Annotated in this window: 10 protein-coding genes; 4 read left to right on the forward strand and 6 right to left on the reverse strand. The window is 59.2% G+C overall.

The features are described 5' to 3' along the window. Positions 1–484: 484 nt before the first annotated feature. From MESS2_RS24945 to MESS2_RS24960, 4 genes are all read left to right on the forward strand, one after another. Positions 485–2,413, forward strand: coding sequence for a toll/interleukin-1 receptor domain-containing protein (locus tag MESS2_RS24945; protein ID WP_008877326.1), 1,929 nt, complete (start codon positions 485–487; stop codon positions 2,411–2,413). After that, entirely contained in the window at positions 2,410–3,966 is a 1,557-nt protein-coding gene (locus tag MESS2_RS24950; protein WP_008877327.1) for an argonaute/piwi family protein, read from the forward strand. Before MESS2_RS24945 ends, MESS2_RS24950 begins: the two co-directional genes overlap by 4 nt. A 212-nt stretch (positions 3,967–4,178) precedes the next feature. Then, positions 4,179–5,549, forward strand: coding sequence for a hypothetical protein (locus tag MESS2_RS24955; RefSeq protein ID WP_008877328.1), 1,371 nt, complete (start codon positions 4,179–4,181; stop codon positions 5,547–5,549). Then, complete coding sequence (locus MESS2_RS24960) at positions 5,525–6,088, forward strand: hypothetical protein (protein ID WP_157357837.1); 564 nt, start codon at positions 5,525–5,527, stop codon at positions 6,086–6,088. The genes MESS2_RS24955 and MESS2_RS24960 overlap by 25 nt, the downstream gene beginning before the upstream one ends. A gap of 420 nt (positions 6,089–6,508) precedes the next feature. Here MESS2_RS24960 and MESS2_RS24970 read toward each other — a convergent pair whose 3' ends face one another. The 6 genes from MESS2_RS24970 to MESS2_RS24995 all read right to left on the reverse strand — a co-directional run bounded on the left by MESS2_RS24970 (position 6,509) and on the right by MESS2_RS24995 (position 12,680). Then, complete coding sequence (locus MESS2_RS24970; protein ID WP_008877331.1) at positions 6,509–6,754, reverse strand: hypothetical protein; 246 nt, start codon at positions 6,752–6,754, stop codon at positions 6,509–6,511. Between the two features lie 370 nt (positions 6,755–7,124). Beyond that, complete coding sequence (locus MESS2_RS24975; RefSeq protein ID WP_008877333.1) at positions 7,125–8,258, reverse strand: OmpA family protein; 1,134 nt, start codon at positions 8,256–8,258, stop codon at positions 7,125–7,127. Beyond that, positions 8,255–9,595 carry a hypothetical protein gene (locus tag MESS2_RS30330; protein WP_008877334.1) on the reverse strand — a complete coding sequence of 447 codons (1,341 nt, stop codon included), beginning with the start codon at positions 9,593–9,595 and terminating at the stop codon, positions 8,255–8,257. Before MESS2_RS30330 ends, MESS2_RS24975 begins: the two co-directional genes overlap by 4 nt. Next, a complete protein-coding gene (locus tag MESS2_RS24985; RefSeq protein WP_008877335.1) occupies positions 9,592–10,428 on the reverse strand; it encodes a hypothetical protein in 837 nt (278 codons plus the stop codon). Before MESS2_RS24985 ends, MESS2_RS30330 begins: the two co-directional genes overlap by 4 nt. Beyond that, entirely contained in the window at positions 10,421–11,860 is a 1,440-nt protein-coding gene (locus MESS2_RS24990) for a hypothetical protein (RefSeq protein WP_008877336.1), read from the reverse strand. The genes MESS2_RS24985 and MESS2_RS24990 overlap by 8 nt, the downstream gene beginning before the upstream one ends. A gap of 64 nt (positions 11,861–11,924) precedes the next feature. Next, positions 11,925–12,680, reverse strand: coding sequence for a thermonuclease family protein (locus MESS2_RS24995; RefSeq protein WP_157357839.1), 756 nt, complete (start codon positions 12,678–12,680; stop codon positions 11,925–11,927). Positions 12,681–13,159: the final 479 nt, after the last annotated feature.

A 13,159-nucleotide genomic window follows, 5' to 3' on the forward strand; every position in this document is an offset into this window, starting at 1 on the left:
GAAACGCCGCATGTTCATGTCGTCGATCAGCCGCTGACGAAGTGGACTGAAAGGTGCATCAAGAACAGGATAGGGCATGGTCAGCCTCCTTGTTGAAGAAGCCCGCCATGCTCTGCCGCCGCCGAACAACGCTCAATGCAGGCGCGACGACCGGTCCCTGATCTCTACCTCAACCGCAGGCGCCCTCCCGCGCAGCGGGTTCGTTCCCCGGCCCCAATTCTGAGATTCAGTCAGGATGCCGGTTTGGGGGCCGGAAGCGGAATCGCGGCTTTAGGAGTGAACAAGCGATAGGCTGCCGTTCTGCGTTCGACCTCATCTCAGTAGCGGCTGCACTCTCACCCATTGCGCCGATTAGCGGTGACCGAACTCTGAAGGGGCTAAGCGCAAATGTCAGTTTATTTTCTTGTTGGCAAAGGTTAGTCGCCACGGAATAGAACCCCCTAATTGCTTGACTGCTCATGAATTGGGAACTCATTCTGGCGGAATGGATTATGACTTCTCGAGTTTGTCACACAGCGAGTTTGAGGATTTGGCCCGCGACCTGATCGGTAGCGAGATCGGAAGGCGTTTCGAGGCTTTTCCCGAGGGGCCAGATGACGGGATGGACGGACGCCATGCGATGGCCGATGGCGCGATCGTCCTGCAAGCGAAGCACTATCACCGCGCCGGATTTTCGGGGGTGAAGACCAAGATGGCGAAGGAGCGGCAGTCGATCGACCGACTGGAGCCGAAGCGCTACATCCTTGTGACATCAGCGCCCCTCACCCCGAAAAACAAGAGCGCGTTGGCCGAGATCATCGGCCCCTCATTGCAAACACCGGGCGATATATTCGGCCCAGGCGACCTCAACGCGCTCCTGCGTAAGCATCCGAACATAGAAAAAGCCCATCAAAAACTATGGGCGCAAAGCACATCGGTTCTGGAAACGGTCGTCACGGAAGCGGTCGAAAAGGCCCTCGCAAAGCCGGGGTCGATCCCCGCTGTCCTTGCCAATCTCCTGCCCCCTACGGTGATTGCTGGGAACGCAGTGCCTGCCGAGAATGCGGTCCGCGACACGATCTTTCTGATCAAATCGTCGCCGATCGACAACGAATTTACGCTTTGGCTTGCGCCCAAGCTCGAGGCTGAAGGGTATCGCGTTTTCGCCGACATCCTAATGCTTCAGCCCGGCGACCGATGGCGCTGGCTGATCAATCAGGCGCTGCAATGCCGAGCAGCGAAAGTTCTCCTCATCTGCCGCGATGCCACCCTCGATGACCCGAATGTTCAGGACGATCTCGACATCGCGCTGGAGGTGGCAAAGGAAATCCCCGATCCTCGCTTCATCATTCCGCTGCGGCTCGGGGCAGGCAAGAAGGTCAAGGGCGTCGGAGACGCGTTGACCGTCGATTTCGTGCGCGGCTGGGGAGAAGGCGTAGGCCTCCTGCTTAACGCCCTCCAGCGGCAAAAGGTGCCGCGATCCCCGGGCCCGCCAGTGATCGATCCTAACTGGGAGATCTTCCGACGGCGCGGCGCGATACCGCTCGTCCAGGAGGCCGAGCGTTTGACCTCGAACTGGCTTCGGGCGGCGGAGGCGCCAGACGTCATTCGATACTTCGAAAGCACCGGAGCGATCGAACAAAGACTGCTGGATCAGACACTCGAGGCTTTTCCGTATCCGTGCGCCATTCAGGGCTCCGGCATTATCACCTTTGCCGATCAGTCGGAGATCGATGCGGCGTTCGCGTCTGCCGGCCGCTTCAAGCTCAAGCACGAGATCCCGTTGCTGGAATTTGTCGACAACGGTTTCCCTGCACTCGGGATGGAGCGCCAGGTCGCATCCAACTTGGTCATTGCGATGATCAAGAAAGCCTGGCTGTCATTCTGTCGGGAAAAGGGCTTCGTCGAGTATCACTATTCCAATGCTGTCGGTTTCCACGCTTCGGCCACGCAGGCGCCAACCGGACAACGCATTCCGTGGGGCAAGCAAGGCGATCGTCGATCCTCGATGCTTCGCAATGTCGCGAAGGGACATGTCTGGCAGTTCGGCGTCACCGCGATGCCCTACTTCTGGCCGTTCTGGCACCTGAAGCTCAAGTCACGAGTTCTGTTTTCGGTCGACAACGAAACGCCCGAAGGGCTCGGAATCGATGATGCCAGAAAGCTGCATCGCCTGCGCCGAAGCATTTGCAAGGGTTGGCGCAACAAGCAGTGGCACGGGCGCATGCTCGCTTTCCTTGAGCTTTTGTCCGGCGATTCGGCCTATATCCGGCTGTCGCTATCGGCGAACGCAGCGCTTGCGATCGAAGCGGCGCCCATGCTGTTCACCTCGCCGGTGAGTACCGCGCTTCCCGATGTTCTCGAGGCCGACGAGGAAGAGGCAGACATCAGCACGCTGGGGCGACCTGACAACGACGACGAGGTCGAAACATGAGGTTTCCGGAGAAATCGCTTCGAGTCGAGCACTTCGACGAACCGCAGCTGGAATTTGCATTTTCGCAGCGCAGTCCGCATCCTAAGGACGGACTCTTTCTGTATGGGCCGCATGCGAAGGCGAAGAAGAGCCGCGAGATCCGGGTTGGCGTGGTGGGCACCACCGACGGGATCGGGCATTTTCGAACATGGGGCCGCAAGCTCAATTCGGTTGTGCAGGTTCCACCGCCCGGGAAAGGGGAGAAGGCCGACCGGCTGCACCTGGCGAACTTCCCCGGCCTTGATGAAGCGTTCGGGATTTCTTTCGAGCCGGATGAATGCAGCACGCTCTCGATTGCGTGGAAAGACATCGATCGCGCGACGCGCATCATCAACCTCAATGAGGCCGTCGACAAGGTCGCTCGGCTGTACATCGATCGCGTCAGGCAGCATCTGCGCAATGACGAGCGATCGGTCGACGTCTGGATCCTGGTGCTGCCGGAGATCGTATACGAGCGCTGTAGGCCCCAGTCCAAGCGAACCGGCCTGCCGATGGAAAAGGGGGATTTCACCAAGCGGCAGAGGGCCAAGGAAAGCATTCCGCTGTTCTCCGCCATGGGCGTTATCGATCAAACCGAGGAGGCGATTTTCGAGGATGTTCCCGATTTCCATCGCAGGATCAAAGCCGAGTTTCTGAAGATAGCGCCGACGCAGCTCGTTCGTGAAACGACACTCGCACCGGAGGCTTTTCTCAACAAAGCCAACTATCCGGTCCGCAAGACCCAGGATGCGGCGACCGTCGCATGGAATCTCGCGACCGGGCTCTACTACAAGACACAGCCAAAACCACCGTGGCGGCTGGCGGACGTGCGGCCGGGCGTTTGCTACATCGGCATGGTCTATAAGAGCCTGCCGCATGATCCCGACGGGCACGCCTGCTGCGCCGCGCAAATGTTTCTCAACGAGGGTGACGGAGTCGTTTTCCGCGGCGCCAATGGACCGTGGAAGACCGGGGACTACGAGTTCCATCTCAAGGCGCCTGCCGCGAAGAACCTTCTCGCCCTTGTGCTGAAGACCTACACCGAGACTCATGGCGGGCCTCCCAAGGAGCTGTTTATTCACGGACAAACTTATTTCAACGACGAGGAATGGAACGCCTTTGTTGACGCGGCTCCGAAGGAGACCAATGTCATCGGCGTGCGGATCCGCTCGACCGGCGGCGAAACGAAGCTCTTTCGGGATGGCGACTATCCCGTGCTGCGCGGGACCGCTCTGCTGCTCGATGATCAGACGGCCTATCTCTGGACGACGGGCTACGTGCCGCAGCTCGACACCTATATCGGGCCGGAAACACCCAATCCGCTGCACATCACCGTAATGCGCAGTAAGAACGACAAGCCCGACATCCGCACAGTCTTGGCAGACATCATGGGTCTCACCAAGATCAACTACAACTCGTGCAACTTCAATGATGGCCTGCCCGTCACCGTGCGGTTCGCACGGATGGTTGGGGATGTTCTCACGATGGGCTCGGCGAAGGGAGAGGAACGCCAGCCGTTTAAGTTTTATGTCTGATAGCGTTCTACTTACATAAACTCTCACTCGCTGATACCAAGTGGAGTTATGGGCACGCAAGTGGAAGGACCGCTTTTCAGGTCGGCAGACCGGGTAAAACGGACGTTGCGTGTCAGACTGCTTGCCAAAGATAGACCACCTAGGGCCGTCTTGCGAACTTTGGTTCGACCTCCCACAAACGTTCGCCGACGTTCACCGATGTTGCTCAACCCATGACTCAGCGCCCGGCTATTCGCCGCCTCGATCTTCGGCTCAGGGCCGAGTTTCCTCACGTTTCGACCGAAATCCACGAGCTCGCCCCGAATCGCCACCTCATCTTCGCGCCGAGAGAGCAACTAGACGCATCGACCTTCGCCCCGGTGTTCGCCGACCAGTACCGTATGATCGGTGATCGGGTGGAGTTCACCAACGAACGCCCACCTGCGTCGACATTGATCGAGCCGCTGCGGGACGACCAGATCGGGTCGGAACTTGAGGGTCTCACCTTCACCCGGCCGGACTTGCAGTCCGTATTGGCAGGCAAGTTCCCGACCCTGCCACCCATGACCCTGCTCCGCGAGGGCCAGCGGGGCGAGTTGCGCATCTCATTCGAGACGGAGATCCCCAGCGAGCTTGTCGAGCCCGTACGCACGTTCATCGAGCGCAGCCTGCGCGGCCGACCCCTTGTCATCGACGTTGCAGCAGCGTCTCCTGAGCCAGTTCCTCCTGCGTCCAGCACAAAGGCGCGGCGTGTTATCCAATCGATTGAGGGCCTCAGCTTCAAGCCAATCTACAAGCGCCCACATGTTCCCTCGTTCGTCGCGCGTGAAGAGGAGTGGTGGTTTAACAACCTTGAGAACCTCTTTGAGGGCCGTCTTTCCCCACGATCGTTCGCTTTCACACGTGACGCAGGAATGGCCTGCTACGTTCATTCTACCGTGTTCCCGCAGATCGATCTGCGCCAGCTTTTGCTTGCCTACGACACGATCTATTTGGAGCCGCCGCTCAGCGTCGGTCCGCCTGGACACCCGTCATTCTGGGATACTCAGAACCTCGGAAGAGAAGACCTGCTCAAGCTCGTCGCGGCGGACCGCGTAAGGATTCTGCATTCTCAGCCGGAGGAGCGATCTGACCTCGGCTTGTTGCGGGAAGCTCAGGAAGCCAATCCAGACGGAGTGATCGGACGGCGCCAGTCGGCAGCCCTGATGATCGCCCACGTGGTTGAGACCGCGAACGAGTATCTGTTGGCCCAGCCTTCACTTGCCGGCGAGGTACAGGAATTGATCGGGCGCATTGCATCGGAGATGGGCGGCCCGATCGATGAGGTAGCGCGGTCGTTACTCTATCCGGTCAGAGCCCGCCGCGAATGTCTTCAGCCTTTGATGGACCGCGGGTTGATGGCTTACGACGGCTTGGGCCAGGGAAAAGCGTTCGCCGAAGCATTTCAGCGTGTGCGGGGCAAGGACGTCCGTCTTGAGGCGGGGAGCTTTGGCTCAAGCATTCACAAGGCGCACATGCTCAAGGCGACGTTCATCCCCCAGATGCCGCATGAGGTTACGTGTCCTCATGGATCGGTCCAATGCAGTTTATGGGTGACCGCCTGAACTTCTACAGCTCACTGAACACGCGTATCGCCGCCGCTTGGGCGATGAACGAGCGGGGTAAAGAGGAGCGCCGCATCGTCTTGCCCCCGGTGCCGCTCTTCGAGTTCGATCATGATGTGCCCATCGAAGACATCCTAAGTTTGACCTCAACAGCTTCGGACCGGCGCAAAGGCCGAGCGCTGATTGCCCGACTAGCCGATCTGCCAGCTGAGGAGCGGGAGTCTGAGATTGCCCGATTGAATGCCGAATTGTCGCGAGCGTCGCGCGTGGCAGTCAACCGACAACGCGCGGCTCTCTTGATCGACTCAGGCTTCAGCGTAGGTACTTACCTTTTCGGGGTGAACGCGTTTCCATTCGTGCCGGCCCTGACGCTGACCCAGATCGTACTAGCCTGCGCGCAGCGTGCGCCTGCTCTCGACGCGATCATCGACGAGATTGAACGAGCCTTCATTGGCGTGTTGGGGCGGAACGAGGATTTGCATTTCTTGTCGAAAGTGTCTCGCGTCGCCCGGCGCCTTACGGTTCAAGATGGAACGTAGTTGTCACGCAAGCGCTCTGAGCGGACAGACCGAGAATACCCAGCAGATCAGCCAAACACTCGTCGAGATGGAATCGACCAATGTGTGGGGCATGCTGGCCGTGCGTGGTCAGCGGAAGGAAACCCGGATTCTGACGACGTCGCTGAAACGGTTTGCACACTTCATGATATTGGTTCGTTGTCGCGTTTTGTAACAGACTGAAATTCAGGCCTTCGCCTCAACTCCGCGCTAGTCAATTTTCGAAACCAAGTCAGTGGGGACGATTTTGACGTGCGAGATCGGCCGGCCAACAAGGCTAGGATTCGCGATATCCGATCTTCGGCTTCCAGCCTAAAAATCGCATGCCGTGAGGTCAACTATGACCGTCGCCGTTTTTTCATTTGGTAGTTCAAGTCATCTGGGCGCGGACCGAGATAGCATTCATGTGCCGGCGACCGCCGTGGCGCGAATTCGCTCCACCCAAACCGGCTCCCTGAACGCGAAGGCAATCGCCTTCAACGCGACGCGGTCATTTCCGCCCGCCAGGCGCAATAGATGGCCGACTAGCAGGGACTCGATCCAGGCAGCGCCACGGCGAAGCTCCGGCCGATAAAGCGTTGACTTCGGGATGTCGAGCATTTCGCAGATTTGCGCGATCGGGACGGCGGCACCGGCGAGCGTCTCCACCGCCAACCGCCTGGCCTTGGTCGGCTCATGCGGGGCCGGCCGCGTTTGTTCGGCGGTGCGTTCATTTCTCCATCTGCGAATTCCCAAAATTCCCCGGCCCCGATTTTTCTCAAGGCAGAAAAAAATGCCGGCCCGCCGGCGCGCGGACTCGGCAAGTTCTCAACCGCCCGTTGATGCTCAACTACCGTCGAGGGTGGAATGTTGCCATCCTTCTTGTCAATCGGAACGAGCAGGTCGCGCCATTTGGAGACCTTCACCGACGGAAGGGTTTCAGTTCGTTCGCCGGTAACGGCCGCGGGCAGAAGAATTCGGACCGCGCCATGGCCAAAAAAACGAGGTAAGTTGTCGGGAGCCGAGAGCGTATTCAACGCTATCCGTCGCGAGTCTGCTGAACGACGGCCTTTGTCGCTTGTTGCTCCGATCTTTTGCGGACCCGGATTTCGATCCGCCGCCTGGCCTTCACGTCTCCTGACTGCGCACCGTCCGTAAGCTGGTCTCCGGGCAGGATCAGCTGGCCGCCCGACATTGGCAGGATGGTCAGGCCTTTGAGTTCGGGCATGCCTCCGAGCAGTTCGGCGACCGAAATGGCGCGTGCGAGGCCGAGACCTGCGTTGTCGGCGGGATGCAGGGAGCCGATGGGCTTCTGGCCGTCCAGAACGGGTTTTAATCCCCTGTCCAAGTTCGACGCGTATCCCGACATGGCCTGCTCGTCGGTATGTCCGATCACCTCGATGATGTCGACGCCGTATTCCTTCGCCCTCCCTGCGATCTCCGAGGCTTTTTGGCGTAGCTTGATCTTGAAGGTGTCCGACAACTCCGCGCTGCCGACCTTGAAGTTGTAGCCCTCAAGCTCACTCATGCTGATGATGGGCGGCCATTTGTGCGGCTTTGAATTCCCTTCTTCGGCGGCCTTGTCCAGGGCAGCAGCGAGATCGGCCGCGGGATCGGCCTTCTCAGTGAAGCCCCTGTCGCGCAGCATCGCCATGGAAGACGCCATTTTCTCAGTCTGCTCGGCCGTTATCCCCTGCTCGGCCAGCTTTTTGACGGCGGGAACAAGCTCCCTTGCCGTTTTCTCGTCCACCGCGTGTTCCTTGATGACCTTGATCACGGGGGCGTTCTTGATGGCTTCTTCGACCGTCAGGCCCGTTTCCTTGATCCTTTCGACATCCCGTTTCGCCTTGACCAGTTCGCGCCATTCCTCGTCCGGTATCCTACCGCCAGTCGCCGATTCCATCATCTTGGAGACCTGTGAGAGAAGTGCTTCGTTTTCCTTCTTGGCCTTGTCGGCCTCGGCTTCGGTAATCCCGGCGTTCTTCGTCGCCTCAATGGCCCTGCTCTCGGCCGCCGCGGCCTCCTTTTCCTTTTTTGCGATGATCGCCCCCGCCGCAAGCAGGAGGCAGAAGACCAGCAGCAGCATCGTCTCGGCCATGGTGAGGCCAAGGATCAGACCGCGACCGTAACCTTTGCGTTCGTAATTGACGGACGTGTCGCCCGGCGTGCTCATCGGTTAAACCACCCTTTGATGCGCGAGGCCTCTGCGGGAGCGGGCGGCAACACGCCATCCAGCGGTTGGAAAACTGCCACCGGTTCGGGAGCGGGCCTGGGCAAGGCGACACCGGGCACGAAACTTGGACCGGCTGTGGTTGGGGCAAATGCTGCTGCGGGCTGGGTAGCGGGCCGTGTTTCGTAAGCGTTGGGCTGCATGCCCGCCAGAAGTTTGGCGACCAGCTCGTTCGTGTCCTGGCTTTGTTTCTGAACCACCCTTGCGAGCACTTCAATCAGCTGCTGCTGGCCGTTGACCGCTTCGGCAGTTTTTTCCGCTGCAGCTGCCGCCCTCTCCGAATGCTCTCCCACCACATGGAGTGCCTTTGCCGTGGTGTTTGCCACCCCCTGCAAGACGTTGCCGATTTCCGCCATCCGCGACTGTTGCTCGACGGATGCAGTCTCGGTCTTGACGGCGTACTGGGCGACGGCATTCCCCATCGCCTTCACCATGGGGGCGAGGTCGTTTTTCAGGACCTCTTCGGGAACGACGACGCGTTCGAGCTTGGCCGCTAAGACATCGGCTTGCGTCCCCAGCCTGTCAACCGAGGTAGACATCGAGGAATTCGCCTTCTCAAGCAGGTCTCCCGCGGTTTCCACCCGCTTGGCGATGGCGGTGAACTGGCTCTCGATCTGGTCGAAATTGCCCTGCATTGCGCCGCCCAGCTTTCCTGCGGCTTCCTGTATTGGCTTGATGGCTTCCATGGCCAGCTTGTCGAGGATCGTCCTGATATGCTCTCCGTTGCGCTCGGCCTGTTTTGCGATCTCGTCGAAGCCTTCCTCCAGCATCTGGTTGCTCACCCGACGGAAGTCGGAGAACTCCCTGGTGACGTTTTCCATCTCCGCCCGGACCCGCCTTGTCATATCCGCCAGTTCGTGGCGCGCGGACCGTTCGATGTCGGCGGGGTCGCGTCTCATCTGATTGTAGAGAATGCGAAGTGCGATGCCCGTAATAGTTGAGGTAATGGCGATGCCGAAATTCTTGACGACCGCGTCGGTGGAGGCGTCGGAGCCGAACTGGTAGAGCGCCATGCCAAGGCTCGAGAGCGTGTAAAGAAAGCCCATGTAGTAAAGGTTGTCGCCCGTCTGCTCGTCATGCAGCCGCAGCTTCCCCGTAATCGTGGACAGTGCAAGGTAGGTCAGCATCAGGAGGATCGGGACGGACATGGACAGGAAGGGGTCGACTCGGAGCCATTTCGAGACCGCAATGAAGACGCATCCGCCGATCGTGAAGGCGGCAAAAACCCACATCGGAAAGTAGAGGTGGGACAAGAGACCCTGATGTTTCTTCGTCCTCATTGTTCGGCCTCCGCCAGGTTGAGGCCCGCCAGCCTGGTCGCATTTACGAAATTGCCGTCCTGCCGCTCGACCCATTGTTTCCAGAACTCGACGTGGGCAAGGGACTCGAATTTCCTGTTGGGCCGCTCGACATAGAGGAGCGACACGTCGACCCCGCCAAGGGGTGTCCGGTATTCCTTCGCGGCAAGGCTCCCAAGGTATTTTTCGTAGTCGGGCCCTGCCTTGTATTGCGAATAGAGATGCGTGTGTTCAATCATGTCGGAAGCGACGAACAGCCTGTTCGGCCGCCCTTCTCCGATCTCGCCGTCAAAAATCGTTAGCTTCACCTTCTGGATCGCCGCCATGATCGGCGACTGTGCGGCCTCGGTCCCGTTCGCGATCTCATCGGGCAGGTTGGCCAGAGGCTCGTCGAAAGCCTTCTCCCATTTTTTCCGTGCCATTTCTGGGTTACCGGTCCAGCTGTCGACGGACGAACCGTCACCAGGATTGCAGCCGTCAAACATAAGCGGGATTTCGCCCGGTTTTCCGGTCAGGCTGACCACCCTCAGGTAGCCACCCTTCTCTACGCTGCCGACGATGCCTCTGAACTGGTTCTTCAGATCGCTCAAAGTCGTGGGAGAAATCGGATCGGTCGCGTCGAAGATGACGACCGTTGCGGTGGTCGCGCCTGTTGCGGGGCAGTTGGTGCCCTTCACGAGTACTGTGTCGTCCGTCCGTGACCACATCCACACGAAGCCGGCAACCATCCCAAGGGAAAGCAAGCCCAGGGCACTTGCCCCCAGTATCGTGCCGATGTTGGTTTTCTTCTTTTTCCTACCGTAACGCCTAGCCATCGATCTTGTCCGGGTGAAGCCTGTCGAGTTCCTGATATGCCGCGATGCCGTTTTGGCACTCTTGCCCGATCAGGCGGACCTGCTCGTTGAGTTTCGCCTGCGCATCCCTGATCGAAGCGGACAATTCCTTGTCGCCCCATTCGCCGTCGGCCGTGACCTTCGGCTTCACTTTTTCGAGGTGGTACGGGTTCGAGAAGAATTTGGGAGGCGGTGTTTCCCTCGCCTGGACGTTGGCTTCGCGGTACTTGGAAAGAAGCTGGTTGCACGCGCGTTCGAGATGGTTCTGGTGCTCTGCGAAAAGGGAGAGGAGCTTACCCCTGTGTTCGACGATTGCGCGGTGTTCCCGCTGCAGCAGTCCGAGGCCCTTGATGATCTCCTTGACCTTGTCATTGTGCTCGTCGCGGACGTCCTGAAGCCGCTCGATGAGTTCGCCCTTCCCCTCCTTGTAGTTTTCCCTCGCCGAGTTGCGCCTCTTTTCGACGCCCGCGTACCCGACATACGGGTCGAGCACGAACCACCCGTCGATGAACGCGATGATCGAGAAAAGCATTCCGATCATGAAGAGCAGCCATGATTTGATGTCGGTTAGCCCGGCCGGGTTGGCCCACATGTTGCTGACCACGAGGTTTCCCGCCCCGTCCGCGAGCGATCCTGTGACTTCCCTGTAGTGCGCCAATGCCAGGTTGATGGCGAGCGCAAGGACCACGTAGCCGGCAATTGCCGCGGCTCCGATGGCTTTGACGGGAAAGGATTTGTGGGTGACGAGCCGGGCGCAATAGATCGATGCCAGCAGGGCAATGCCGATGTTTACGAAGGAGAATGCCGCCGCCTCGATGATGCCGCCGAAAAAGCCCTGCTCGTTTCCCTTGGCCAGAAAGCTGCCGTTCATCCCGGTTTCGACAAGGAACAGGAACACCAGCAACGACACCCTGAGCAGGTGTGCGCCCCCTTCGGGAATGCGTGCGGCGCGGATCAGGTTGTGCTTGTCCTTGAACCAGGTGTGCTCGCGTTCGGCATCGTTGAGAGCTTTTCTCAGGCCGTGAAGCTCGTCGACGCCGACGGCCACCTCGGCCTTGAAGTCCGAGACGCTGGACGAGTTCGCCAGGTTGATCAGGCCGAACTGGTCCTCGAAGTCGAGGCTGGCAAGACGGCCCGCAAACAGTTGGAGGTCGGATTCGACGGCCTGCTGGGAGGTTTTCTTTACCTCCTCCACCCTCTCGATGACGGTGTACTCGACATCGTCGTAAGATTTTGCTGTTTTCGGAGGCTGGTTCAGCGCGCCGCGTCTTTTGCCTTCATTTACAAGGTCGAGGTCCTTTGCCATCTTGTCGACGTTGAGGCTGGGGAATACCTGCGTCCCTGATCTGAAATCATGGTTTGCCTCAAGGACTTTGTCCCTGAGCTTGTTCAGGCTCTCAAATCGTATTGCCAAACGCTCACCCCCGCGAGACTATGTTTTGGGTTTTCTAACTGTCGCCGCGTCAACGGCAACGCTGCTATCGGGCGGCTGGACGCCAGCCTGCATCGACGGCTTCGTCTACTCTGCAGAACCACCGTTCGCCTTCGTTTTCCGAAATCCTGGTCCGCTGATAATGCGCTTGCCCGGGAACATGGAAGATGCGTTCTCCCTTGGCACTGACGTTTCCCTTGATCTTGCAGCCTCCGCTGCCTTGGGTGGGCAATCCCGCGAAGGGTGCGGAAACCGCCGGGGCGCGCTTGTTGGCACGCCAGTCCCAAGGGTTCTCGAACGTGCCGGACCACAAGCCGAAATTCTGTTCGCGGGCCTTTAGCTGCAGCTTGGCATAGGCTCCGCCGCTGTAGCGTACCCAGTCCAGAGCAAGGCCGTTTGCCACAAGCCATTCCTGAACGCTGGAACCGTCCGCGCGGTAGCAGTTGCCCACGAAGCGGCCGTAACGGTCACGCTCGACGAACTCGCATGTCGTAGGTGAGGATTTGCTGAGGAAGTCATCGAGCGCCTTCGCCGAGATGGATCCGCAGCGGTATTTCTGACCTTTGCCGTCCAGGCACAGCTGTGAAGATTCAGGAGCGTCGACACCGTTGAAGCGGATGCGTTCCCCGTGGATCTCGATGGTGTCTCCGTCGACGACGGACGCGCGGCCGGCAATCATTGCACCGTTTTGCGCCAAGGTGTCAGCGAATGCGTTGAGAGAGCACGCTGCTGTCGCCAATAGCACAGCCAGAAAACAACATACAATTCGATTGCGAGCCGAAATTGATTCGGCGAATTCCATTAAAGCCCCCCGCAGGACCTGACCACCGTTCCTCTTAGATGAGCATCGATGGTCCTACAATGCAATTACGCCGTTGGACTTCACTAGTACAGGTACTGAAGTCACCGTGAGAGCATTGAGCCGCGCGGATGAGGTTCACCCAATTCCGGGCCGCGGCCAACTTTGGTTGGACTGGGGCAATGGCGTATTGCGGCAGGGATCTCCCCTAGAAGATTTCAGGGAAAGTCATCATATCGGCATGCATGGACTGCTCCAACGCTACCGTGGACAAGTTCCAAGGACAAGAAGCTGCGGTAGCGAGCTTCCGCAGAGGTCGGAACCGGTCTTCCGCCCTGGCACCAGCGGCCGGCGCGAATCGCCTCACACCAGTCTCCGCTCGGCAACCCTCATCTTCATTGGTGCTCGCCGATATCACGGCGTCCTGTCGAACGAAATCGGAGCGTCCGCTTTACAAGATGGGCGGGGGCGTGGTCCTATGA

The organism is Mesorhizobium metallidurans STM 2683, assembly GCF_000350085.1.
Classification (GTDB): Bacteria; Pseudomonadota; Alphaproteobacteria; order Rhizobiales; family Rhizobiaceae; genus Mesorhizobium; species Mesorhizobium metallidurans.

What these genes read in the sequence shown, in the direction of transcription:
- MESS2_RS24985 (WP_008877335.1), bottom strand. Translation starts at nt 10,428, where the DNA reads ATGGCTAGGCGTTACGGTAGGAAAAAGAAGAAAACCAACATCGGCACG.
- MESS2_RS24950 (WP_008877327.1), top strand. Translation starts at nt 2,410, where the DNA reads ATGAGGTTTCCGGAGAAATCGCTTCGAGTCGAGCACTTCGACGAACCG.
- MESS2_RS24975 (WP_008877333.1), bottom strand. Translation starts at nt 8,258, where the DNA reads ATGAGCACGCCGGGCGACACGTCCGTCAATTACGAACGCAAAGGTTAC.
- MESS2_RS24955 (WP_008877328.1), top strand. Translation starts at nt 4,179, where the DNA reads ATGACTCAGCGCCCGGCTATTCGCCGCCTCGATCTTCGGCTCAGGGCC.
- MESS2_RS24960 (WP_157357837.1), top strand. Translation starts at nt 5,525, where the DNA reads ATGCAGTTTATGGGTGACCGCCTGAACTTCTACAGCTCACTGAACACG.
- MESS2_RS30330 (WP_008877334.1), bottom strand. Translation starts at nt 9,595, where the DNA reads ATGAGGACGAAGAAACATCAGGGTCTCTTGTCCCACCTCTACTTTCCG.
- MESS2_RS24995 (WP_157357839.1), bottom strand. Translation starts at nt 12,680, where the DNA reads ATGGAATTCGCCGAATCAATTTCGGCTCGCAATCGAATTGTATGTTGT.
- MESS2_RS24945 (WP_008877326.1), top strand. Translation starts at nt 485, where the DNA reads ATGGATTATGACTTCTCGAGTTTGTCACACAGCGAGTTTGAGGATTTG.